The 24,709-nt window shown below is 38.0% G+C and carries 20 protein-coding genes; 9 read left to right on the forward strand and 11 right to left on the reverse strand.

Annotated elements, in window-relative coordinates:
- Window position 1 precedes the first annotated feature (1 nt).
- Entirely contained in the window at window positions 2-634 is a 633-nt protein-coding gene (locus QM538_02320) for a peroxiredoxin (GenBank protein MDI9347317.1), read from the forward strand.
- Here QM538_02320 and QM538_02325 read toward each other — a convergent pair.
- Entirely contained in the window at window positions 629-1,966 is a 1,338-nt protein-coding gene (locus tag QM538_02325) for an FAD/NAD(P)-binding protein (protein ID MDI9347318.1), read from the reverse strand. The two genes, QM538_02320 and QM538_02325, sit on opposite strands and share 6 nt — an antisense overlap.
- A complete protein-coding gene (locus QM538_02330) occupies window positions 1,959-2,630 on the reverse strand; it encodes a queuosine precursor transporter (protein ID MDI9347319.1) in 672 nt (223 codons plus the stop codon). The genes QM538_02325 and QM538_02330 overlap by 8 nt, the downstream gene beginning before the upstream one ends.
- 18 nt (window positions 2,631-2,648) lie before the next feature.
- On the opposite strand from QM538_02330, the gene QM538_02335 reads away from it, so the two are divergent.
- The gene (locus QM538_02335) at window positions 2,649-3,635 is read left to right on the forward strand and encodes a magnesium and cobalt transport protein CorA (GenBank protein ID MDI9347320.1); all 987 of its coding nucleotides are present in this window, start codon (window positions 2,649-2,651) and stop codon (window positions 3,633-3,635) included.
- An 8-nt stretch (window positions 3,636-3,643) separates the two neighbouring features.
- A complete protein-coding gene (locus QM538_02340; protein ID MDI9347321.1) occupies window positions 3,644-4,135 on the forward strand; it encodes a disulfide bond formation protein B in 492 nt (163 codons plus the stop codon).
- On the opposite strand, the gene QM538_02345 is transcribed toward QM538_02340, so the two are convergent.
- From QM538_02345 to QM538_02365, 5 genes are all read right to left on the reverse strand, one after another.
- Window positions 4,136-4,531 (reverse strand): hypothetical protein, encoded by a 396-nt coding sequence (locus QM538_02345; GenBank protein MDI9347322.1) that lies wholly within the window; start codon window positions 4,529-4,531, stop codon window positions 4,136-4,138.
- Window positions 4,532-4,535: 4 nt separating this feature from the next.
- Window positions 4,536-5,120, reverse strand: a complete 585-nt coding sequence (locus QM538_02350; protein ID MDI9347323.1) for a hypothetical protein — start codon at window positions 5,118-5,120, stop codon at window positions 4,536-4,538.
- Window positions 5,121-5,199: 79 nt separating this feature from the next.
- Window positions 5,200-7,800, reverse strand: a complete 2,601-nt coding sequence (locus QM538_02355; protein ID MDI9347324.1) for an AAA family ATPase — start codon at window positions 7,798-7,800, stop codon at window positions 5,200-5,202.
- Window positions 7,801-7,830: 30 nt separating this feature from the next.
- Window positions 7,831-8,499 carry a polyphenol oxidase family protein gene (locus QM538_02360; protein ID MDI9347325.1) on the reverse strand — a complete coding sequence of 223 codons (669 nt, stop codon included), beginning with the start codon at window positions 8,497-8,499 and terminating at the stop codon, window positions 7,831-7,833.
- On the reverse strand, window positions 8,496-9,425 hold the full coding sequence (locus QM538_02365) for an RluA family pseudouridine synthase (GenBank protein ID MDI9347326.1): 930 nt from the start codon (window positions 9,423-9,425) through the stop codon (window positions 8,496-8,498). Before QM538_02365 ends, QM538_02360 begins: the two co-directional genes overlap by 4 nt.
- Window positions 9,426-9,447: 22 nt before the next feature.
- Here QM538_02365 and QM538_02370 point away from each other — a divergent pair, with 22 nt between their 5' ends.
- Window positions 9,448-10,218: an outer membrane protein assembly factor BamD gene (locus QM538_02370; protein ID MDI9347327.1), complete on the forward strand. Its 771-nt coding sequence runs from the start codon at window positions 9,448-9,450 to the stop codon at window positions 10,216-10,218.
- A gap of 3 nt (window positions 10,219-10,221) precedes the next feature.
- Here the strand turns inward: QM538_02370 and nadE are convergent, their stop codons facing one another.
- Complete coding sequence (nadE, locus tag QM538_02375; GenBank protein MDI9347328.1) at window positions 10,222-11,820, reverse strand: NAD(+) synthase; 1,599 nt, start codon at window positions 11,818-11,820, stop codon at window positions 10,222-10,224.
- Between the two features lie 30 nt (window positions 11,821-11,850).
- Window positions 11,851-12,942 (reverse strand): extracellular solute-binding protein, encoded by a 1,092-nt coding sequence (locus tag QM538_02380; GenBank protein MDI9347329.1) that lies wholly within the window; start codon window positions 12,940-12,942, stop codon window positions 11,851-11,853.
- Window positions 12,943-12,987: 45 nt separating this feature from the next.
- On the opposite strand from QM538_02380, the gene QM538_02385 reads away from it, so the two are divergent.
- Window positions 12,988-14,043 (forward strand): PQQ-dependent sugar dehydrogenase, encoded by a 1,056-nt coding sequence (locus tag QM538_02385; GenBank protein MDI9347330.1) that lies wholly within the window; start codon window positions 12,988-12,990, stop codon window positions 14,041-14,043.
- A 12-nt stretch (window positions 14,044-14,055) separates the two neighbouring features.
- Here QM538_02385 and QM538_02390 read toward each other — a convergent pair whose 3' ends face one another.
- Window positions 14,056-14,409, reverse strand: coding sequence for a hypothetical protein (locus QM538_02390; GenBank protein MDI9347331.1), 354 nt, complete (start codon window positions 14,407-14,409; stop codon window positions 14,056-14,058).
- Window positions 14,410-14,734: 325 nt separating this feature from the next.
- Here QM538_02390 and QM538_02395 point away from each other — a divergent pair, with 325 nt between their 5' ends.
- From QM538_02395 to QM538_02410, 4 genes are all read left to right on the forward strand, one after another.
- Window positions 14,735-15,310 carry a pilin gene (locus tag QM538_02395; protein ID MDI9347332.1) on the forward strand — a complete coding sequence of 192 codons (576 nt, stop codon included), beginning with the start codon at window positions 14,735-14,737 and terminating at the stop codon, window positions 15,308-15,310.
- 88 nt (window positions 15,311-15,398) lie between these two features.
- Window positions 15,399-17,147: a type IV-A pilus assembly ATPase PilB gene (gene pilB, locus QM538_02400; protein MDI9347333.1), complete on the forward strand. Its 1,749-nt coding sequence runs from the start codon at window positions 15,399-15,401 to the stop codon at window positions 17,145-17,147.
- A gap of 5 nt (window positions 17,148-17,152) precedes the next feature.
- Window positions 17,153-18,364, forward strand: a complete 1,212-nt coding sequence (locus QM538_02405) for a type II secretion system F family protein (protein MDI9347334.1) — start codon at window positions 17,153-17,155, stop codon at window positions 18,362-18,364.
- Entirely contained in the window at window positions 18,357-19,196 is an 840-nt protein-coding gene (locus QM538_02410; GenBank protein MDI9347335.1) for a prepilin peptidase, read from the forward strand. The genes QM538_02405 and QM538_02410 overlap by 8 nt, the downstream gene beginning before the upstream one ends.
- A gap of 7 nt (window positions 19,197-19,203) precedes the next feature.
- Here the strand turns inward: QM538_02410 and QM538_02415 are convergent.
- Window positions 19,204-24,709, reverse strand: a 5,506-nt coding sequence (locus QM538_02415; protein ID MDI9347336.1) for a hypothetical protein, incomplete at its 5' end; no start/stop codon positions are given.

Here is a 24,709-nt window from a genome sequence, read left to right on the forward strand (position 1 = left end):
AATGGCAGTAAAAAAGAAAATCGCGACTAAGAAAAAAATACTTGCTAAAAAGAAAATTGTTACTAAAAAGAAAGCAACATCAAAGAATAAAGTTGTAGCAAAGAAGAAAACTGTTACTAAAAAGAAAATCGCGACTAAGAAAAAAACTCTAAGCACGGTTAGCCAGCAACCATCTAACCCAATTCCAAGCATCGGAAACCCCGCACCAGACTTTGAGTTTATTCATCAAGGCCGAAGCGAGAATATCGGTGATTTCGCAGGAATTATTGTCCTCTATTTTTACCCAAAAGATGACACCCCAGGTTGTACTATTGAGGCAAATGGCTTTAATAAAATCGTTTCACAGTTAGCTGACCGGCAAGCAATAGTTGTTGGGGTATCTCCAGACTCAGCTGTTTCTCACGCAAAGTTCAAAGATAAATACAGCTTGTCTTTTTACCTAGTCCCAGACACCGATCAGACAGTCTCCAAAAAATATGGTTGCTGGGTAGAAAAGTCTATGTATGGTAAAAGTTATATGGGTGTAAGTAGGACTACTTTCATTATTAAGAATGGCATTATCACACATGTGTTCACAAAAGTTTCACCTAACGAACACGCGGAAGAAGTACTCTCTGCGGTGAACTCATTATAACAAGCTTACTAACTGTTTAACATGGGCACGAAGTTCAGGGACCGCTGTAGCTTCATAATACTTGGCTTTTAAAAGCGGGCCGAGATAGAGTAAATTTTTATTAACTTCGCCTCTACTGTTTACAGTTCGGTAAGTGTTTGTGACTTGCAAACCAAGGTTGTGAGAATCTGGAATAATAGTACCTTGTTTAACTAATTGCTCTATGAGCGGATCTTTTTCTTTTGTAATATCTACATTTGGTCCTGTGCAATTAATAATGCAGTCTGCCCTAATAGTTGGAATTTTTTTTGAGCTAGTGCTAACTTGTATTACCCCATTAATCATTGTCGCCGAAATACAGTTAGCTTTATAAAAAGTAACAAGCTTATTTTTTATTGCTTCAGTAATTTTTGCATGTAACTGCGGAGAAATTCTATGTCTATGAGTTTCCCAAAAAGGTGCGATTTTTTTTAAAAATTTTGACTGTTCAACAATAGATAAACTTTGCCATAATTCAGGGGTTATTTTTCTGAGCTCAATAAATAGGTCTCTCCAGTCTCCACCATTATTTCTGACCTGGGAAAGGGTCATTCTAAATTGATGTAATTTTAATCGTAGAGAAGATTGACGGATGATTGAATCGCATGATACAGCTACCTCAGGAATTACATGCAAGCCTCTATGCGGTTGAGGGAGCACACCATTTCTAGACATTGCGACAATACTTTTTATTCCTTTATCTAACAACAATGAAGCAATATCTAAAGCGGTTAACCCTGAACCAATAAGTAACACGTTTGCTGAAGGTGAAATGGTAAGTAACTTATTGGCTTGAGAGGCAGGGTGCCATGGGTCACTAATACAATTACTGCTACTTTCCCAAGGTAGGTTAGTAATTCCCTGTGGTATTTTTGAAGGAAAGTTTCCTAAGGCAAGTATCGCAAGATCTACTTGATGCATATCATCTTTATCAGTTACTATGTGGGCAGATTCATGATTAGTTTGAATTGCAATTACATTAGACCTTACCACAGTAAGAGAAGGTGTTTTGACAAAATAGGATCTTAAATACTCTCCATATAATTTTCTAGGAACAAAATCTTCCGGATGGTATGTATAACCTTGTTCACAAAGCCAAAGATAAAAATCATTTTCTTGCCCATCTATCATGCCCATTCTTCCGGCTGGAACATTTAGTAAGTGAAAAGGAGAGTTCGTACCATAGGCAACCCCACTTCCGATAAGTGAAGATCGAGAATATATCGTTATGCTGGAATTAGGAAATTTTTTTCTAAGTGAGTAGCATAATGCCACTCCACAAAACCCCGCTCCAATAATCGCTATTTTATCCATGCAATGAAAAAATAGAGTAGCGAATTCCCCTATCATAGGTGTCAATTTTTTCAGTTTTCTTCACCCACACAATTAACAAGATTGTGATCGGCATAAGGACACACTCTATCCCGAACTTGACCACAGTTTCCGAAGTAATTATTTGTAAAATCACCGATGCATGGTAGGTTCCATAAAAAGCGATGCATACAAACACCACACTATCAATGATATGAGCAACGATAGATGAAACCAATACTCTAAGCGAAATAAATTTACCTTCTGAGCGTACTTTCATTTTGCTTACTATTATAGAATTTGCAAATTCACCACAAAGGTAAGCTAGAGAAGATGCGATGACAATCCGTGGGGTCTGCCCGAGGACCTGCACAAAAGCCTCCTGATTCTGCCATTCAGGAATGCTTGGAAGCATAATAATAATTTGAAATACCATTGATGCAAGGACCATTGAGAATAGCCCTAACCAAATGATTTTTCTACTTTTTTTAAACCCATAGACCTCAGTAACTAGATCACTGATAATGTAGGCAAATGGAAAAATGATGTTAGCGGCACTAATAGAAAAGTAACCCACAGGCATAATTTTTTGTGCGGTAATCATTGATATAACCATAGTTGTTGAAAGCAGCACTGCCCAAATGGCATAAAGTTTGTGTGTTTGCATAGAAGTTAGGTTATTATAATGTGCAAGGATAAAGTTATGTTAATCAACGCTACAGTTTACCAAAACGGAAAAAAAATAAAAGATTGCAACCTAGATGAAGTGCGGTCATATAGCAAACAACAAAAGCACTTTACCTGGATAGCCCTCGCAAACCCAACTTTTGAAGAAATGACATTGATGCAAGATATCTTTGACCTGCACCCACTTGCCGTAGAAGACTCCTTACGAGGAAACCAAAGAGCAAAATTAGAAGAATACGATAATACCCTATTCACGGTGCTTCAATTACCTGAAATTGATGGGGCAAGTTTACATATTGGCAATCTTTGTATTTTTGCCGCTAACAATTTTTTACTTTCAATTCGTATACATAGCAATATCACCTATCACCATGTACGCCTCCAATGTGAAAAAGAAACCGAGCAGTTCAAAATTGGCCCAGGTTACATTTTATATGCATTAATGGACGCAACCGTAGATCGTTATTTCCCACTCCTGCAGTGGTTTGAAAATGAACTAGAGACTGTGGAAGCTGACATTTTCTCCTCAAACCATAAAACCAGAGTAAATACGCTAAGACTTTATAATTTAAAACAGCAAGTCGCTTCTCTAAAGAATGTTGTTGCGCCACTCATTGAAGTAGCGTTTAAACTCTATGGTGGAAGAACTCACGCACTATGCAAGAACTTGGAAGAATATTTCAGAGATGTCAATGACCATCTCAATAAAATAAATTTTGATATTGACAACCTTCGGGAAACTATTGCAACTGCGATACAGGTTTCATTGTCAATGGTTGCAATTGAAGACAACGAGATAACAAAAAGACTTGCGGCCTGGGCTGCAATTTTTGGTATACCAACAATTCTAGCAAATATTTGGGGGATGAATTTTAAATATATGCCAGAGCTAGAATGGAAATACGGGTATGTCTTTGCGATTTTCTTAATATTTGGGGTAAGTATATGGCTGTACACTCGGTTTAAGAAACATAAATGGATATAGGCTACCCGATGAATTTATTTACTTCAATTCCAATCTTGCAATCACTAGTAATTGCATTTGTTTCATTTTTTGGATTTATTTTTGCAATTTTTCTACAAATCACCGCAGGCTACCTTCCATGCCCTCTTTGTATTATGCAACGATATAGTTACGGTGTGATATTTCTACTGGCACTTTGTGCAATTTATTGGTACCAAAATACTAAGGTGAAAATAATGCATTTCTTTTTGCTCCTAGTTAGCTTAATCAGTGTGTGTATTGCATTAGCTCATCTTTATATCAGATACGGAAAGGCACCAAGTCAAGAATGCATAGCTGATCCCCTTGAGCTTGCCCTAAATTCATTTTGGTTCGCTAAATGGTTTCCCACGATGTTTTCATCCTTAGGGAGTTGTGTGGACATAAGTCCGCCCATACTTGGATTAGATATTATCATATGGTCAGCACTAGGATCTGGCACGATGTTAGTTTTCAGCGTTTTTTTATTTATTAAAAAATAATTAGAAATTATTTCTCAAGCTACCAAGCCGGTAATCAGGCGCTACGAATTCAGCAATTTGTAAAGTGGCACCCCATGGGACAGTCGAAGTAGCTAATATTTCACATTCACTATTGATACGCTGCGTTAGATCAAAACCAATTGACTCAATTAACTCTTTACTCCGACCTGGTGCAATGATTAAATGGACAAATAAAAATGGGTAGGCTCTTTTACCATCTGCAACTGAATCATACTCGGCCTTAAGAGCAAAGACTCTAATCGCACCCAAGGGGAACACGGCTTTTCCAGAACTATCCTTCATGCATGCTAGGCAGTCTCTCAGGGCTTCGCAGAGTAGTGCAATGTTAAGATGCTTGGCAATCTCTTGATTGTATTGTATTGTGGCATGTGGCATATCGCTAGACTACCACACGAAAAATAACAACAAAAAGAATAAAAAATAATCCAAGCGCAACTAAAATATGAATAAAATATTTTTTTAGAATTTGTTCAATTTGATCATTAAATTTATAGATCAGGTATGCGGCGGTGAAAAATCTCATACCCCGTGAAATGGAAAGGGCAAAGATAAATACCAACAAATTGATTTCTTGACTGCCAGCAACAAATGATGTAAAGAGGATAGGAAGCGGTAGGGCGCCGAGGATAAATACTGCATAAAAACCCCATTGGGATAATTGCTTTTTGACCGATATTTCATCATAGCCGAGCGAAGGAAAGCTAGTTAAAATATCAGCAATTTGAATTGTAAAAAATCTACTCAATAAATACACCGAAACAGCTCCAGAAACAGTACCTACTAATCCGACAAAGGCCATATAGGCCCATTTTTTAGGTTGGGCTGTGCAAATTGGAGTCAGCAGTACTTCAACGGGAGGAAGCCAAGGAAAAAAAGCATCAAAATAGCCGTTAGCTAAAAGATAGTAGTGTGCATGGCTACTCTTGCACTTTTCTAATAGATATTCAACTAATTTGTGTAACAATGGTGTGAGTTATGGTAATCAGATCTTTTAATTGCTAAGCTAAGGTATTTTAGCATAATAGACCCACATAACTAAATAATTACAACACCTTGCCGTTTTGACTAAACACAACTTGCTCAGGCACCTCTACAGACTGTGCTATGATTGGTAAAGCAGGGTCTAGAGTAGATGAAAGTATTATTTTTGAAAATGGGTTCTCTAAATAATGGGTGATAGTTCGTTTTACTGGTCTTGCGCCATAGTATGGATCATATCCATGTTTCGCAATTAACGAAGCAACCGAATCTTCAAAGGTAATAAGGTAACCAAGTTTAGCAATTTTTTGGGTGAGTGAGGCAAGTTGGATATCTACAATTTTTTTAATTGATTGCTCGCTTAAACTATTAAATACAATACATTCATCAATACGATTAATAAACTCAGGTCTAAAATATTTTTTAATTTCTTTGATAACTTCAGCACTCATGTGCTCATACTGTTGTTGTGCGGTATTGGTAGCTTGATAAGATTGTATAATCTCACTGCCTATATTTGATGTCATAACAATTATGGTATTACAAAAATCTACCGTATGGCCATGGCTATCACTTAATCGGCCATCATCTAATACCTGTAACAAAATATTAAATACATCGGGATGGGCTTTTTCAATTTCATCAAGCAGTACCACACTAAAGGGACGACGGCGAACTTTTTCAGTCAACTCACCTCCTTCTTCAAACCCAACATAACCTGGAGGTGCTCCAATCAATCGAGCTACCGAATGTTTTTCCATATACTCAGACATATCTATTCTTATAATCTGTTGTTCATCATTAAACAAAACTTCAGCAATCGCTTTACATAACTCAGTTTTTCCAACTCCGGTTGGGCCAAGAAATAAAAAACTACCATTTGGTTTGTTGGTATCGCTTAATCCTACTCTAGACCTTCGGATTGCTTCTGAAACTGCAGTTACAGCCTGAGATTGATCTATGACACGCATCGCAAGTCTGGTATCTATCTGGAGTAGTTTTTCGCGTTCAGTTTCACGCAATTGCTCTAGGGGAATAGCTGTCCAGCGCGAGACTATCTTTTCAATGTCATGGCTATCAACGATAGTGTTGAGCATGGGGTTAGCATTTTTAGTTTTTAATTGTTCAGCTAATTTTCTTTCAAGTTCAGGAATGGTGCCATACTGTAACTGACTCATTAACTCTAAATTAGAAACCCGACGGGCCTGATCCAGTTGTAGGGTGGCATGCTCAAGCTTTTCTTTAATATGCGCAAATGCACGAACTTCATTTTTCTCTTTTTGCCATACACTATCTAAAACCTGAAACTCTGATTCTAATTTTTGAATTTGCTCTTCTAATAGCTGTCGTCGTTTTACACTTGATTCTGAGGTTTCTTTTCGTAATGCTTGATCTTCAATTTTTAATTGAATGAGTTTTCTATCTAAGCGGTCCAATGTCTCTGGTTTGGAATCTATTTCCATACGAATCATGCTAGCCGCTTCATCAACTACATCAATTGCCTTATCAGGCAGCTTCCTGTCTCCAATATAACGAGATGATAACTCTACCGCACTAACTATCGCATCATCGCTAATAGATATTCCGTGATGCAGTTCGTATTTTTGTTTTAGGCCTCGTAAAATCGCAATGGTTGCTTCTTTGCTTGGTTCTTCTACCAGCAAGCGTTGAAATCTTCGCTCAAGTGCAGGGTCTTTCTCAACATATTTTTTATATTCATCTAAAGTCGTAGCACCGATGCAATGCAATTCGCCTCTAGCAAGTGCAGGTTTTAGCATATTACTCGCATCCATCGCACCATCACTTTTTCCAGCACCGACCAGGGTATGCATCTCATCAATAAATAGAATAGTTTCTTGTTGCAACTCACTTAATTCTTTTAATAATGCCTTTAGTCGTTCTTCAAATTCACCTCGGTACTTTGCCCCTGCGATCAAGGCGGCAAGGTCTAATGAAAGTAACTTGTGACTGCTTAAACTTTCTGGGACCTCGTTATTGACAATGCGTTGAGCAAGCCCTTCCACAATTGCAGTTTTCCCAACTCCAGGATCTCCAATCAGCACAGGGTTGTTTTTGGTTCTTCGAAGAAGGATTTGAATAGCTCTGCGAATTTCTTCATCTCGCCCAATCACTGGATCGAGTTCACCTTTTTTTGCTCGTTCAGTTAGATCAATAGTATACTTTTCAATCACTCCTCGTGACGACTCAGCACCAACAGAATCCACCACCCCGCCTTTGCGTTCCTCTTGTAGCGCTACCAGATACGGCTTTTCAAGGATGGAAAAATCTTTTAGAATCTCTGACTCAGGAATTGCCATTGAAAATAATGCTGGAATAATCCAATCAGTGCTGAGCAGAGTATCTCCAGATTTGTTTCCTAACGAATCAGCAGTGGTAAGTAATTGTACCAATTTCTGATGTATTCGTAATTGAGTTGGATTTGAAACTTTGGGATACTTTTCTATCAATTGCAAAAGTGCTTTTTGGAATTGCTCTGTTGCGGCACCAAGTTTTTTAAGTATCCTGCTCGCACTAGTTTCTGGTTCTGCGATCAAGGAGTAGAGTAAGTGCCCGACTTGTAATTCGCTGTGAGTGTATCGCTGCGCTAACTGCTGAGCTGACTGTAGTACTGATTGAAATAATGATGTGCTTTTTTCTAACTGCATAGTTATAGAGTGTGGCTTAACTATCAAATTTCAAGTACACACTCCAATACCATGATAATTTCTGCAGTTTCTATCACCCCGACGATAAGAATAATAATTCTCGCGCATGAGAAAAGTATCCGCACCACCACCACTTATTTCTGATACACCATGAACGCGCAATTGATTGACCACCAGTGCATATAAAGAGACTTGGAAATTACCACTTGCGTTCTGTCTAACCGCATACGTTCCACTATCCCAAATTATTAATTGATCTGCAACATCTTTTTTAACTTCAAAGCTAGTGTATCCAATATGAGGACCGATCCAAACTTGACACTCAGCAAGAGGGATATTTCGCAACTGCAATCCCTGTAACGCATGCATAACTATATTTGACGCGACTCCTCGCCATCCGGCGTGAATTACTCCAATAACTCCTGACTTGGGGTGGTGAATCAGAATTGGCACACAGTCAGCCGTAGCAATGACAAGCAGACAATTAATTTTACTCGTAAATATCGCATCAGCTTCAATTGAATCACTTAAAAAGTCCTCGGGATACCAAACAACTCTGGTCCCATGTACTTGCTTAGAAAAAATCGGCATCGCACCCCATACCTGCGCAATGCCATCCAAACCAATGCCTTTAGAAAAAGTTCGTGCAATTAGTTTTTCAGTTTCAAACGGCGCATGGTCATACTTATACTTACTCATGGACTGAGTGTCTGTAATAATTTTTGATAGTCATCAGGCAAAGTAGATTCTATGACTATCTCTGAATCAAGACCAAATGGTTTCCAAGACAATCTCCAAGCATGGAGCGCGACCCGATTAAAGCCAAGTAAACTATCCCTTGCTTCCGGCTTTAAACCTTTTTGCACATGTTTTTTACCGTATAATTTATCTCCAACCAGAGACATGCTTTTAGCCTCAAAATGCGCTCTAATTTGATGGGTACGGCCACTTTCTAACTGAATGAGTAGCTCTGTCGCACCGGCAAGCCTATGCAGAACACGAAAATGAGTGATGGCTTCCTTTCCTCCTTCCACCACTTTTCGTTTGAGTCTATTTCTAGAATCCCTGGCAAGAGGTAGATTTATAGTTGAGCCACTAATTACCGTGCCATACACGATGCCACGATATTCTCTTTTTATTTCTCTTCGTTGTAATAATTTGGTTAAATAATCATGTGCCTCAAGATGTTTAGCTACCAAAAGCAAACCACTGGTATCCTTGTCAAGTCGATGCACTAGCCCTCCCCTGGGTACCTGGCGTAAATAGGGGTAGGCATAAAGTAATCCTTGGAGTAAGGTGCCATGCGACACTCCTGCACCAGGATGGCAAACCACACCAGGAGTTTTGTCTACCACTAAAACATTTTCATCTTCATGTGCGATGGTTATCTCTAGTGGTTCGGCATCATTTTCAATAAAATCACTGGTGATAAACCACACTGCAACCTGTTCACCGTTTCCAACTATGGTGTTTTTTGTTGCAGGTTTACCGTTAACCAGTATGGTGTTATTTTTTATCGCGAGTTGGATATAACTCCGAGAGAAATTTGGAAGCTGACTAGCCACAAATAAATCGAGGCGAGTAGCCTCTCCGCTCGCAATAAAATCATAAGTGTGCTTAGCCATTGTCTCTTATAATATATCGCATATGAAGATAATTTATCTTATTCCGTTATTGCTCGTCGCTTGCACAAACATCCAGCCAAACCTCAATATTGAAAACGCCCAAAACCCACAAGAATTATACTTGACCGCTAAAGAGGCCTTTAAAAGAAGTCGCTACGACCTCGCTTTGCAGTCCTTAGAAAAACTTGATACCAATTTTCCTTTTAGTCCCTTTAGCGATCAAGTTAAATTAAATCTTGCCTATGCTAGATTTAAATCTAATAAACACATAGAAGCAATCAGTTCATTAGATCAATATCTTCAAGAGAAACCATATAGCCTACAAGCACCGTACGCTTGGTATTTGCGAGGACTTTGTTATCAGGAATGGTCGATAGGATATTTTACTCAGCAACTTGGAGAAGCCGATAGAAGTAAGTATGACTTAGTTTCCCTCAAAAGAGCCTACGCAAACTTTGAACAGATCATTAAAATTTTTCCTAAGAGTATTTATAGTTTGGACTCTGCGTACCGTATGAAGATCATTAAAGAACAATTAGCCATAGCTGAAATTCAAGTAGCTGAATATTATTTGAATAGACAAGCCTACATTGCAGCCATAAATCGAGCATTACATAACTTAACCGTTTACCAAGGTGCAACTAATAATAACAGGGCACTGGAATTATTGATCCAAGGCTACCTAGGACTTAATAGAAAAAAAGAAGCTAGAGAAGCCTATCGTGTCCTTGAACTTAATTTTCCCAATTACGCTACTTTAGCAGAACTTCAAAAACTTACAAAGCTTGATTAAGATTTAAGATTGATTAAACTTTAATCCGATTGGGTACTGGTAATCATATTGAAATGATTGTTTTGTAACTCTCGGAGCGGCACAGCTTTGTGCGCGCTTAAAATGCGCAGCGTGTAATTTACTATGCACTTCACTAACTTTACTTTTTGCGACAGGCAATTTTTTTAACGCTGACTGAGCAGTAGCACCAGGTACAAGTAAAGCCTCAATAATTGGATCTAGCTCATCATAAGGGAGCAATGAATCGCTATCTTTCTGACCGAAGCGCAATTCAGCAGTGGGCTCTCTTGTGAGAATTCCTTCAGGGATTACCTCACCATTGCGATTACGAAATCTAGCTAATTTATAAACCCAGTGCTTGGTTAAATCACCAATTGGAGCAAAGCCCCCGCAGGTATCACCATACAGAGTGGCGTATCCCATCGCTGCTTCACTTTTATTGCCTGTGGCTAAGAGCATAGACTTTTGTTGATTAGCGATTCCCATTAGTATCATGCCTCGAATTCTTGCTTGAATATTCTCAAGCACTATTTCTGAAGTGGCCCCGGCAAATAAATTACCAAACATCCCCTCAAATTTACTATGTAATTCACCAATAGAAACTATGGACTTTTTTAAACCCAGTCGCACAATCAAAGCTTCGTACAACATTTGAGATTGTTCAGAGGTAAACTTACTAGGTAAAAACGCAGCATAGACATTATTAGCCCCTAATGCATCTACAGCGAGACAGGCGACCAGTGCAGAATCTACACCACCAGAAAGTCCCAAGACTACCCCTTGACAACCAGTTGAAGTTACTTTTTCTTGCAGAGAGAATACCAAGGCACTCCAAAGCGATTCCTCAATAGACACGCTTGACACTCCTCCACTAACAGAAATTTTCTTATCTAAATGACAAACTAAGATTGACTCAGTACAGGTCGCACTTTTTCCAAGCAATGTGCCTCCTGCGACAACTAAGCTCCCTCCATCAAATATCAAACCATCTTGACCGCTTAGCCCATTAACAAAAAATATTGGGCATTTAATCAACTGAGATTTCTTTTTCAACTCCGCTTCTCGCAGAGGAGCCCTATCAACAAAATAGGGTTGCATTGCCACATGCAACAATACATCACATTTATTTTTATACCAGCCAAGAATTTTATCGTCGCTTATTTCATAACAAATGCATATACCACAGTCCAGGCCACCTAATGAAACTACAGTGCCTTTTTTACCTGCAGCAAAAAATCTGCCTTCACCCAATACCCCTTTTACATTAAATATCTGTTTGTCATGCCTCGCTAAAAGTTTACCCTTGCCAAACACATACACCGAATCATAGAGATTGCCACGGTCAAAACCAACTCCTCCGACTACGATAAAATAATTTTTGCTTAATTTTTTAACCTGTGCCAAGGCATCATCGTGCATTTGCTTAAACTCAGAACTATACATCCATGCACCAACCAAACCTCCGCAGAGATACAGCTCTGGAAAAACAAAAATCGCTCCAGCATCGCCTTCTGACACGATCCCGGCAAGCTGACCAACATTGTAATCAAAAGCACCGAGCCTACTTAAAGGACTTACCAGTCTAATCTGAGAGCGTTTCATTAATTAGCGAATTTCTCGGAACACGGATAATTACTTAATGCTAGATTTAAATTTCGTAAATAGTTCTGTAACATAGCGCGTTATCTCTTGATCATCCTGTTTAGTCGGAAACAATGTGCTCATTATTTTCTCATTGGGATAGACGACTGGATTATTTTTAATCTTATCATCAATCAATGGCAATGATTCCTTATTAGCATTAGCGTAATTAATATAATTACTTAAATTCGCAGATACCTGAGGCTCAAGTATATAATTAATAAACAAGTGGGCTAATTCAGGATTAGGCGCATCAGCAGGAATGGCAATGGTATCAAACCAAACAATACTGCCTTCTTTGGGAAGAATATACTCAACCTTAAAATTATTGTTAGACTGCGCCACTAACTCTTGTGATTGGAGAATATCCCCGTTATAAGCTAAAGAAATGCATATCTCCCCTGAAGCCAAGTCATCTTTATACTTCGTGCTATCAATATATCTAACATAGGGACGAATGCTCATGAGTAGTTTTTGCGCTTTATCAAGATTTTCTTTTGTTTTCACTTTATAATCCAAACCAAGATAATGCAATGCTAAAGTATACAACTCAGCATCGTCTAACAACCCTACCCCACAATCACCAAGCTTTTTCACAACAGACGCATCAAAAAGTAATTTCCAACTATCCAGAGGTACATTTCCAAGTCGCTTCTTTACTTTTTCAGTATTTATACCAATGCCTAAAGAACCCCACATAAAGTCAACAAGATATTGATTTCCAGGATCATAGGCTTGCAACTTTTCCGCAATAACTGGATCTACATTCTTTAGATTAGGGATTTTACTCTTATCCAACTTCAAGAGCAACCCACTGCTAATAAATCGTTCAGCAAAATTAGCGGAAGGTACAACAATGTCATACCCAGATTTACCAACAAGTAACTTTGCCTCTAGTACCTCATTAGTATCATAATTATCAAGCACAACTTTAACTCCAAATCTCTTTTCAAATTCAGGCAAAGTAGTCTCATCGTTATAGCCATTCCAATTATAGACATGTAAGACCTTATTTGTCTCTTCATTCTTAGTGCAAGAAATTAGAACGACCACAAAACTCAACAATAATGCAACTCTTTTCATACAGGTATCTCCTTACTATTAACCTATGCATTATATAATAACTTAATGAGAGACTTAATAAAATATTTATTCTGTATTACATTGTACTTACCTATTTTCCCGGTATTTTCTCAAACTGAGATTATCGTTAATGGATTGCAAATCCCCTGGGCAATTACCGATATCGGCAAACAAAGATTTCTCATCACAGAACGAGCAGGCAGGATTATCCTCGTAGAACTACAAAACAAAACAAAAAAAGTAGTGCTTAGGCTACCTCAAGTCATAGCCAAAAGCGAATCAGGCCTACTCGGAATTGACACTGATAAAAACTTTGCCAACAATGGCTTCCTATACATTGCATTTACACATTATGACAAAAAGAAAAACCTAGTCAATGCACTTGCTAAACTTTACTGGGATGAATCAACTTCAACATTACATTTCCACAAAATACTATTAGATAATGTAGAGGGAGCAAGATGGCATAATGGTGGTAGAGTAAAAGTAGGACAAGATGGACATATTTACTGGAGCACTGGGGACGCCACCAACCCAGACCTAGCCCAAGACCTCACCTCTCTCAATGGCAAAATACTCAGAATCTCCACCGATGGAACTATACCAACAGATAACCCATTCAACAACTACATCTACAGCTATGGCCATCGCAATGTTCAAGGACTAGCATGGCATCCCACCAACAATCAACTCTACGCCACAGAACATGGGCCTTCAGGGATACCCAAACTCAACTGCTGCCAAGATGAAATAAACCAAATTCACAAAGGAGCAAACTACGGCTGGCCAATCATCACAGGATCTCAATCCAAAACCAACCTACAAACACCAATCATACACAGCGGCAACGATACCTGGGCACCCTCAGGCATGACCATTCCAACCACAGGCAAATGGCAACACAACATAATCTTCACAGGACTAAGAGGACAATCAATCTATCAAGCCACAATCACACAACTCAAAGCATATTTCACCAATCAATTCGGAAGAATTAGAGACATCATAGAAGCCAAAGACAAGCAACTCTACTTTATCACCAACAACCAATCAGAAGATGAAGGATACGACAAACTCGTCAAGATAATTACAGTACCTTAATTTCAGAAGTTATTAAGCTCTGACAGCCTTTGTAGTTCTAGGGGATAAGGCAAGTTTAGTTTTTATTTTTCTAATTATTACATCTTCGAGCAACTGTACTCTATCATGCATGGAATCTTGTCTTTCAGAAATCCGAGCAATATCTACTCTAACCGCATGAATATCATTAGCAACATCTTTAAACCCCTTGGCCATTTCAGATCTAATCTCTTTAATCTCCTTGAACATTTCTTCAAGCTTTTTCTCAAGAGATGTATGGCCGAATTCCACTAATTTAAACTTATACATACCATAAGCAAACAGTAGCAATATTGCAAAATTATCCTTTGATATTTCTATAATGAAATTAAGTAGGGCATTATCCATATATTCTTCCTTTTATTATAACGATATTTATGCGCATATAAAATTCTAATCTAAAGAAAAAACATGGGTACATTTCTGATTTTTTTACAAATTTTGACCTTACCCCATCGTCTGTACCATTTCTTCAATGAAATTATTAGTCATTTTGGCTTATAGTGATTTACCAGAAAACTCAGCGAAGATTTGGCACAGGTATAGGGGGCAGGGTCAAGCTCTCTGCTTGCATAGTCCCTCATTTTATTGTATTAGGGTAGGATATGTGATAAAAAATATGGTGTTTTGGATTTTTCTATGGTATAATTAATAAAAATAACAGGAGTTTATCATGAACTATAAAAATAAAAATAAAGGTTTTTCACTAGTTGAATTAATGATAGTCGTTGCTATTATCGGTATTCTTGCATCTATTGCAATACCACAATACAATAACTATATCGCAAGATCACAGGTTACAGAAGCTATGACTTTAGGTGCAGCTGCTAGAACCTCGATTGAAGAATGGGTTTCTTCAAATGGCGGCGCAGCAGTTCCTCTAAATCTGCTGGTTACAGCCGGTGCTAGAATTAATGGAACTTATGTTGAGTGTATCATCATTGATAAACTTAATACTAACCCCGCAGCTTGTGCAGATCCAACCGACGCCACAGTGAATATTTTGACCCCAGATGGTGTCGGCTTGTATATTCACATTAGATTCAGAAATAATACAAATGCAAACCTAGCAGGCAATTCTATCACAATGGCAAGGTCAGCGCCAAGTGGTGTATGGGCATGTGGTAATATTGGAATTACTTTTACCCCAGCTGCAGCTGCAGGACAACAAGAAACTGTAGGAGCAGCAGCAGCTGACGGTGCGAACGATGTCGAAAGACAGTTCAGACCAGCAGCATGTCAGCAGTAAATTAGTATATTTTTAAGATTTAAAAAAACCCCGACTGTATGTCGGGGTTTTTGTTTTATATGGTATATAAATGCTAAAATAATGGGGTATGTCAATCAACAAACCCCTGTCAGCGACTTCTTCAAGTTCAGCAATATCTGGCTTTGCTATTGGTGGTTTGCCGAAATTACTTATTGCTCAAAAGAAATTAGATGAGTTTCAGGTTAGAGAACTAATTCAAGCAGCAACCGATTCAAAGAAATCTTTTATAGAGGTGTTGTTAGAGAAAAAAGCATTAAGTGCGCTAGAAATTGCAGAAGTGGTGTCAGTATCTATGGCATTACCAATCTATGACTTAGATACATTTCAATTTTCTTTTCAACCAGAAACAAGTAAATTAATCACCCAAGATTTTTGCAAACAACATTTTATTATTCCATTGCTTAAAAGGGGTGAGATTTTATTCGTTGGGGTTGTCGATCCTTCTATAATCAGTGAGCAACTAGATCAGATTAAATTTAAAACCAATCTAAATATAGAGCCGGTTGTTGTTGAACTTGATAAGCTAAAAAAAGCTATTGAGAAAATGGACTCTGCCGGTGGCGATAAGATGGATGACCTAGATGATGACTTAACGAATTTAGACATCACTCAGTCTAACGAAGCGGTAGCTGATGCGGCTTCTGAAGTTGAAGACACCCCTGTGGTTAAGTTTGTCAACAAAATGCTCCTTGATGCGATTAATAAAGGCGCAAGCGATATCCACTTTGAGCCCTATGAAAAATTCTACCGAGTACGATATAGAGTTGATGGCGAATTGATGGAAGTGGCAAAACCACCTTTAAACCTTACTCAAAAATTAACTGCGCGCATAAAAGTTATCTCAAACATGGATATTTCCGAGAGAAGAGTTCCGCAGGATGGAAGAATAAAATTAAAACTATCAAACACTAGGTCTATTGATTTTAGGGTAAATAGTTGCCCGACTATTTTTGGGGAGAAAATCTGCCTTAGAATACTAGACGCTAGTAGTGCTATGCTCGGGATTGACGCATTAGGCTACCAGCCCGTGCAAAGAGAAGCCTATTTAAAAGCACTTTCTCTTTCTGAAGGAATGATCTTGGTTACTGGCCCAACTGGTTCTGGAAAAACTGTCTCGTTATATACTGGTTTAAATATTTTAAATACGGTAGATGTCAATATTTCCACCGCAGAAGACCCAGCGGAAATTAATTTACCTGGAATAAACCAAGTTAATATGAATCCAAGAGCAGGATTGGATTTTGCCTCTACCTTGCGAGCGTTTTTGCGACAAGATCCAGATATCATAATGGTTGGGGAAATTAGAGATTTAGAAACAGCTAGTATTGCGATTAAAGCCGCACAAACCGGACATTTAGTTTTATCTACACTACACACTAATGACGCGCCACAAACTCTTGATCGCTTAGCTAATATGGGAGTTCCAGCATTTAGTATAGCAACCGCAGTTAAATTGATCATCGCACAACGACTGGCGAGAAAATTGTGTAAATGTAAAGTTCCATTTGATATACCACATACCACATTACTCAAAGAAGGATTTCTACAAAGCGATCTAGACGCAAAACCAACTATTTACAAACCGGGAGGATGCGACATTTGTGGTGGTTCTGGTTATAAAGGTAGAACCGGTCTCTATCAAGTAATGCCAGTCAATGATGAAATGGCTCGAACCATTATGGCTGGTGGAAATTCCATTCAAATTGCCGACATCGCTAGAAAAAATGGAGTTGATGACATACGAAGGTCTGCAATTAAGAAAGTCTTAGAAGGAACTATTAGTCTAGAAGAAGCAAATAGCGCAAGCTCAGGATAAAAATTATGGCTGGAAAAAAAGTATTTGTATATAAAGCAAAAAATAAAAACGGTAGAGAAGTTAAAGGTGAAATAGAAGCCATAACTACAGAATTTGCAAAACTGCTCTTAAACAGACAAGGCTATATTATCAGTAGCATAAAAGAAAAAAGTAGTGGTTTTTTTGGTGGTAAAAATAAAGTCAAAGCCGAAGAAATTGCCATCGTATTGCGCCAAATCGCAACCATGTTAAACTCAGGTATCACCATTGTTCAAGCGTTATCAATAATTGCACTTGGAAATCCCAATCGCGAATTGCAAAAATCCTTACTAGATATTAAAGGAAATATAGAAGGAGGATCTCAGCTCTCGCAAGCCTTATCTAGACACCCACAATTATTTGACTCGCTGTCAATTAGCTTAATTGCAGCAGGGGAAAAATCTGGCTCACTAGATAAATTGATGGATAAACTTGCAGTCTATAAAGAAAAAAACGAAACTTTAAAAAAGAAAGTTAAAAAAGCCATGAACTATCCAATTGCGGTAATCTTAATCGCGGTTTTAGTAAGTACATTACTTTTAGTCAAAGTTGTTCCACAATTTGCCAGTATTTTTGCTGGATTTGGTGCTGAACTCCCCGCCTTCACTCAAGTTATAGTAAATGCCTCAAATGCATTAGTGAAATACTGGCTCATTATTGTTGTCGCAATTGTAGTTATATATATTCAAATTAAAAAACTTTCACAAAATTCTGAAGCATTTAAATTATGGGTTGATGTGACTGTATTAAAACTACCAGTGGTAAAAAAAATTGTGCGTGGAAGTGCAATCGCAAGATTCGCGAGAACTTTAGCTACCATGTTTGCGGCTGGGGTTCCACTCACTGAAGCATTAGTTAATGTAGCCCCAGCAACCGGAAATCGGCTTTATGAAAGAGCGGTGTTACAAGTCGCAAAAGATATTGCACAAGGAGATCAGATGCAAACATGCTTAAAGAGACATCGTCATTTATTTGATGAGTTTGTCATCCAACTAGTACAAATCGGAGAAGAGGCCGGCTCATTAGAAAGTATGCTCAATAAAGTTGCGGATTATTACGAAACTGAAGTTGACACGCTCGTAGACTCAATGTCTAGTTTAATGGAACCAATAATTATAAGTATCCTTGGAATCATGGTCGGGGGTTTAGTGGTAGCAATGTATCTACCAATATTTAAACTTGGATCAGTAGTTGGTTAGTGCTACTGTAATATTACTTTCCTTATGTGTTGGCTCTTTTATTGGGATGCTGTGCTATAGACTACCCAACATCTTGCAAAAATATTGGGCTAAAGATTGCAAAGAATATTTGGCTGAATATGAAATAAGTGAAATTAATAAAGTTAAAAATCTAGGACTTGCCCTCCCCTCCTCACACTGCCCAAACTGCAATACCCCGCTACGAATTATTGATAATATCCCGATACTATCATATTTATTATTACAAGGAAAATGCCATTACTGTAAAAAAACTATCGCAATTGACTACTTTATCTGCGAAATAAGTACCGTTATTCTAGCCATCTACCTCTTTAATCAATATGACATAAGTAGCAATTTTTTTATTTATGCCATATTTAATACACTACTCTTAGCGTTGATCATGATAGATGCCAGACATGGGCTATTACCTGATATTCTCACCTTACCATTACTTTGGATCGGACTACTACTCAGCGCACTATCCGAATCAAATGTAATTGGATTAAATCTTAAAATAAATATGCTGAGTGCGCATGATGCAATCATTTATTCTGTCATAGGCTATATGGCATTAGCAATCCCTAACGCAATATTCCGGTTGATAAAAAAACAAGACGGTGTTGGTGCTGGCGATATGAAATTATTAGCCGCCTTTGGGGCATGGTTTGGTCTGCAGGGAATTATGGTTCCATTGGTAATAGGGTCGGTGCTAGGAACATTCTATGCTTTGATTAAAAAGCTTAGAGGTAAAGACGCAAGTGCAGTATCTTTTGGTCCATTCCTAGGGATTGGAATACTAGTCTATCAATACTTAACAATATCTAATTAGACGATTATTAATTGATACAGAGTGTATCATCGTAATTAATAACGCTGAACAAATCCTCGCAACCAGTATCGGTGCCAAAAATAGAAAGTAAAGGGTTGATTATACTTCCAATAAAATTATATGATACTTTTTTCTTAATCGGTTGGGCATATTTAGAAAGATAATTTGAAATTGGAGTTCTTACCATTAAAGTGCTATTTGGTGATAGCGTTGCATTTGCAAGCGTAGCAGATGCTTGGGAAGGAACTTGGATATATGTAGTACCAGAATTTGCTATAGAGATATTAATGGATTGTATAATTCCAGAAGCATGCAATGTAGTTACTTTGATAGGGAAAAGAAAAGAGCCAATCGATTTGTTAGAAGTAACGAAGGATATACTATTAATAATAATTAAAGCGTCGTTCTGTAATTCTAAACCATCAACAAAACTCATGTTTACTTGATTTGCGGTAAGTGAGGCCTGTACCGTGATGCTTTTTTTTGCAGTAAAAGACAAAGATGCATTTGGGATATTAATAGATTGAGTAATCACAATGTCTTGGTTGGCAACAATAGTTGCGTTTGAGACATTTATTGTACCAAGCGATATTCCAGTAAGACTAGAAACCCAAACTGCTTGATTCGACTGGGGTGCGACCAATGAAAGAGTACCGGTATTAAATAATTGAATGACTTGAATAGGTTTAGATTCGCTGCCAATTGAGCCAAGTTGACTTGAGAGAGAAATTGAACCGCAGTTTGGGGCTAGAGTACATGAGGCATACAGAGAGCCAGAATTTAAGACCCCAAGTAAAATTGAACCAGCATATGAGATTACTTTGATAGAATTTGCTTTAAATGTGTCTAGCGCAGCAATAGAACCAGAGTTGGTTTGCAATGTAAGAGTGGCTCGATCAGAAAGAAAAATCGGAGTGTTGGCAAGATTGATACTTGTGGTTTGATTGGGAAAGGAAGCGTAGTCTGTAATAAAGGAAAGTGAAGTGATGGACTGCGGTGCAAGTCCTGCGGTACTAAAACGGTTATCAGTTGTAATAAAGAGCCGGGCTTGGACTTTGACATCTCCGACAGCAGCTTCCAATAAGTTTTGGGTAATATATAACACCGATGATACATTTTGTCCACTGATATTCGCTCTCAAAAACAATCCAGAAGTTGATTTAAGAGAAGTCGCGCATACATAATTTGTTGGAAGAGAAATAGGACAATCCGTACCAGCAACGATAATGACCTGATCGTAGTAATGATAAGAGTACTCAGTACCATTAATACTGACTAGTGGTAACACACCATCACTACTAAACTGAATAGAGCGAAACCATGAGGTTGAAGCAATACCAGCAGATCTAGCCAGATGCACTTGGCTACCGTTTGGTGCTTGGATTGAAAATGAAGTAAAGGAGGGTTCGCTTACTCCAGAGCTTACTAATAATGGCTGACTGGATTGGGCAATAGAACCAATTCTTGAAATAAGGCTAATAGAAATCGCTTCAACGCTACCGCTTGATTGAGTATTAATTTGAGACGCATCAATGCTTAGACTATTTGCAAAAAGTCTGGCTGCTAACACCGTTGCGCCAGTTGAAAGCAAAGAAATAGTATCGTTAACTTGGTTGGAATCAAATGCTATAGGTAACTTAGTATCACTTGCGATAGACAAAGAAAGATCGCTTTTTACATTCAAAGTTTTTATATTTGATGAAGAGCTATCAAGCACACCAATTCTAATACCCTGCCTGGCATGTATAAAAATATTCTCACTTGAAACAAAATGTACTTGCGAAGTTTGATCTAGTGAAGAAAGATATAATGGAAAGTCAAGTGAGCCAATTGAACCTCCTCTGGCAACAATCAATCCACTCGTCATGATTGAAGGAGAAAAACCTACTACACTACCTGATGGAAATAGGTTATTCAACAGAATTGGATTGGTTGCTGAGGGGCATAGCACACAACTAACCAAGACAGTTCCGTATAGTTGAATTGAATTATCCGAGCTGGCAATAAATGAATTTGCGTTTAACAAAACTTGGCTAGAATCTAAAAATCTAGCAGAAGTAATCATGCCACCTGCCGTAGTAACCAAATACCAATTATCAGACACTGAGCTTGAAGGTAGTAATGTTGTGAAATTAATTGTGCCAGCAACTTTCAGAATAATATAATTAATTTGAGAGCCCGTGCTGTCAATATTAGCGACAGATAAATTTGATAATGAACTTATAACGATATTACCATACGACGACACACTTAATACGGAATTTTGCACAATTATAGAGAAAGGAGTGCTTTCACTACCAACCGAGCCACCAAGTAATGTGGTTAATGAAAAATTGAGGGAATTGTTTATAAAAAACAAATCAATAGATGAATTTGCACCACTAGAAGCTACAATGTTTCCATTGGTCGCACGTAATACGATTCCAACGCTACCAACTTCAATATACCCAAGGTAGTTAATATCACCTGCATTGGCAGTAACTGACAACTCTTCAACTTTAATAATTCCTGACTTTAATCCAAGTGACGCTTTTCGGCTAGTAACATTGATACTATTTTCATTGAGCACTCTAGAATTTAATGAAACCATGCCTGATGTCGCAGTCAAATAATAATAATCTTTAAGTCCATTTAAGGTGTCAAATGAATTTGATTGCAATGTAATACCATCGGTAAGTGAGTTACCATCAAAATTAAAATGGAGAGAGTGACCTTGTAGTGAATTACTAGAAGCAATGGTATATGGAGAGGATGATACTACAAAAGTTTTATTAAAACTTAGAGTGGCCAATTTCACGCTGCTCAATGCTAATCTGATTCTTACATAATTTTCTGAGCTACCTATGGTTGATTGTAACGAACTAACGCATACCTGAGCTGCCGATCCATTAATCTGACAATCCAATGTTGAATTGGATGATACTGCGGTAGCGTGTAAAGTTCCGGTTATAACAATCGGTCCATTGGCAAGCAATGAGATGGTTGAGGCCTTAATAGAAAGCGAGCCTAAAATACCACCTACCGGTACAGTAATGGGATTAAAGTAATCTAAAGCTATAATTCTTATTGAAAGCTTACTACATGCCGATGATTGGCAGAGTAAATCCTCAGTGATAAAAATTGAAGATTCTACCGAGTACTCAAGTTGGGTTAGCGATAGGATATGTTCATTGGTAGGATTAGTAAATGAAATAGAATACGAACCGGAACTACCGATTAAATCTAAAACATTTATTCTTCTAGATAAAAATATATTAGTTCCGGCAGAAATACTCAATGAGTTCAACGATAATTCATTCCCTGTTGAACTTATATGGAGTGGATTGGCGCTAGACCCAATCGCACTAGTAACGCTTAAAGCGAGCGATCCACCTGCACGAACATAGATTCCACAGTCAGTTTCATATCCGCATTTAGAAATTATATTTGAACCTGTTCCAGTATTAGTAATAGTGACCTGAGGTGAAGAAATTACAGAAAGGTTAAAAGAATAATTTGCAGCATTTGAGGTAAATAGTACAGGTAACTCGCTATATGCAGACACAATATATGGTAATGAAATATTAGAAAAATTTATAGATGAGTGTAAACATCTAGAACAAGTCAGAGGTGTGTACGCAATTTCGCTGGTTACTACAAAAGTTAATACGGCATTAGGGTCTGCAGTAGCAAGTGCGGTAATGCTTGAAGATGCGCTGATACCGTACTGTGCTCTTAAAGTAATAGGAGCAATTAATTCTTCTAACGCTGTAGTTTTAATATAAAAATAATCTCCACCTAATCCCCTGCTGATTTGACTAAGATTTTTCTCGCCTGAAGCAATAGAAGAAAATGATGTTGCGCAATAATCTTTTGCAACATCTAAGTCTGAAGGACAAGTACTTACAATTGAGATCTGTTTAAAAATATTTAACGTTGTTGAGGTAGCAGTTCCATAGATTACACTAGCGCCACTACCAGAATAAGTGCTTAATGAAATCGCAGTTACGCCAATAGGAATAATAAGCGTGGATGCAGAATCTCCTAGTGATAATGCAGTAGAAGCAGTTAAATGAGCCATATTATTTTGCGTATCAATATACAGATAAGGGACTGCGTTGCTAACAACAAACGGTGTCGTGCTAGTTCCTATTGTGCCAGTACGAGCATAGAGGTGGAGCCCTTTTGCATTAATAAGAAATGTATTATGTCGATTATAGAGCACTGAACCATAGGCTCGCAGTACTAAAACTGTTGAAGAAATACTCACTGTTGCGGCAGGATTAAGGACGATATCACCCAATGCACTTTCTAAATATAAATTATTTATTGTTCCAGTGGCAAAACTAAATGAGGTTATATTCCAAGCATCTTGTTTGAGATACACGCTACCTGTACCGACTGCAATAGTGAGCGAAATATAATTAGGATTCCCACCACTAGCGATATATAGGGGGGAGATAATTGATCCAATCTTGCTTGGGGCATCTAATGAGATACTTGCAAAAGAAATAACTCTATCTTCATAGCCGATTGCGTTGGCAATCACACCATCTGATTCTAAGGACAAAGTGGCAGAAGACGCACTCGCGCTTTCAAGATCAGTTAACAGCAGGCCATGATCACTGGTGATAAAAATATTGGCATTTGAAATCGCAGATAAGGTGATTTCACCTGCAGTGGTTGCAACAATGTTCAAAGGGACTGTAGCAGAACCAATAGAACCTCCATCTGAAGATAAAAAAAGTTTTGCGCCACTAGGTAAAGTGAGAGAGGTGTCAGGAGTGACAGGAGAAGTGACAGGAGTAGGTTTTAGCGTTATTGCGCTGGCAGAATTAATACTAATCGTACCAATTGAGGTAGCAGTTGAATTATCTAGCTGAATTGGAAACAATGAAGATACAAAAAGATTAGTTACACCTGTAAATGTAAGATTTACCGAACAGCTAGCACCTTCACATGAAAGAGCAAGAGGAAGATTTTCTGAAGCAACTAATGGCGCAACCAAGCTAATTGTGTTTGTAGCAGCAGAGCCTTGTTGTATTAACAATGCATTAGTAAAAACTTCAATACTTTTAGTAGCGGTAAAGGTAATTTGGGTTGCGGAAATTGAATTTAAAATAGCGATTGATGAAGCAGAAGTTATGGTTACTGTACCATTTGATAGAATAATTGGTTGAGAAATATTAATTAAATCAGTTGAATCATTAGTACATGAAGATGAAGTACATGTAGTGGTCAATGAAAGATTAACACCAGAAGCTAAGGTTAATCCAGAAGTAAAAATTCCAGAAAAAGAAATACCTTTAAGAGCACTTAACGAAATAGTTCCTGAAGTTACGCTTTCAAGTGAAATCTCATTAATATAGCTAACCGTACCTGAATTATCAGCTACAGCCACAGTAGAAGTACCAGAAACAATGGATGGGCATGAGATTGAGGCAGAAGAGGTGCAAGCTACGCTACCGCCGATAATTGTTATATAGTCAGGATCTAGGAGTAGGGTATCTTGGGAGTTGAGGGTGAAGGGTTGG

The sequence above is a fragment of the Candidatus Methylacidiphilales bacterium genome, from assembly GCA_030054035.1.
Taxonomy (GTDB): Bacteria; Pseudomonadota; Gammaproteobacteria; order JASGCS01; family JASGCS01; genus JASGCS01.

Excerpts from the sequence above, each read along its gene's own strand:
- QM538_02370 (MDI9347327.1), top strand. The coding sequence starts at position 9,448 with ATGAAGATAATTTATCTTATTCCGTTATTGCTCGTCGCTTGCACAAAC.
- QM538_02390 (MDI9347331.1), bottom strand. The coding sequence starts at position 14,409 with ATGGATAATGCCCTACTTAATTTCATTATAGAAATATCAAAGGATAAT.
- QM538_02345 (MDI9347322.1), bottom strand. The coding sequence starts at position 4,531 with ATGCCACATGCCACAATACAATACAATCAAGAGATTGCCAAGCATCTT.
- QM538_02330 (MDI9347319.1), bottom strand. The coding sequence starts at position 2,630 with ATGCAAACACACAAACTTTATGCCATTTGGGCAGTGCTGCTTTCAACA.
- QM538_02325 (MDI9347318.1), bottom strand. The coding sequence starts at position 1,966 with ATGGATAAAATAGCGATTATTGGAGCGGGGTTTTGTGGAGTGGCATTA.
- QM538_02365 (MDI9347326.1), bottom strand. The coding sequence starts at position 9,425 with ATGGCTAAGCACACTTATGATTTTATTGCGAGCGGAGAGGCTACTCGC.
- QM538_02360 (MDI9347325.1), bottom strand. The coding sequence starts at position 8,499 with ATGAGTAAGTATAAGTATGACCATGCGCCGTTTGAAACTGAAAAACTA.
- pilB (MDI9347333.1), top strand. The coding sequence starts at position 15,399 with ATGTCAATCAACAAACCCCTGTCAGCGACTTCTTCAAGTTCAGCAATA.
- QM538_02380 (MDI9347329.1), bottom strand. The coding sequence starts at position 12,942 with ATGAAAAGAGTTGCATTATTGTTGAGTTTTGTGGTCGTTCTAATTTCT.
- QM538_02385 (MDI9347330.1), top strand. The coding sequence starts at position 12,988 with ATGAGAGACTTAATAAAATATTTATTCTGTATTACATTGTACTTACCT.
- QM538_02395 (MDI9347332.1), top strand. The coding sequence starts at position 14,735 with ATGAACTATAAAAATAAAAATAAAGGTTTTTCACTAGTTGAATTAATG.
- QM538_02340 (MDI9347321.1), top strand. The coding sequence starts at position 3,644 with ATGAATTTATTTACTTCAATTCCAATCTTGCAATCACTAGTAATTGCA.
- QM538_02355 (MDI9347324.1), bottom strand. The coding sequence starts at position 7,800 with ATGCAGTTAGAAAAAAGCACATCATTATTTCAATCAGTACTACAGTCA.
- nadE (MDI9347328.1), bottom strand. The coding sequence starts at position 11,820 with ATGAAACGCTCTCAGATTAGACTGGTAAGTCCTTTAAGTAGGCTCGGT.
- QM538_02320 (MDI9347317.1), top strand. The coding sequence starts at position 2 with ATGGCAGTAAAAAAGAAAATCGCGACTAAGAAAAAAATACTTGCTAAA.
- QM538_02405 (MDI9347334.1), top strand. The coding sequence starts at position 17,153 with ATGGCTGGAAAAAAAGTATTTGTATATAAAGCAAAAAATAAAAACGGT.
- QM538_02335 (MDI9347320.1), top strand. The coding sequence starts at position 2,649 with ATGTGCAAGGATAAAGTTATGTTAATCAACGCTACAGTTTACCAAAAC.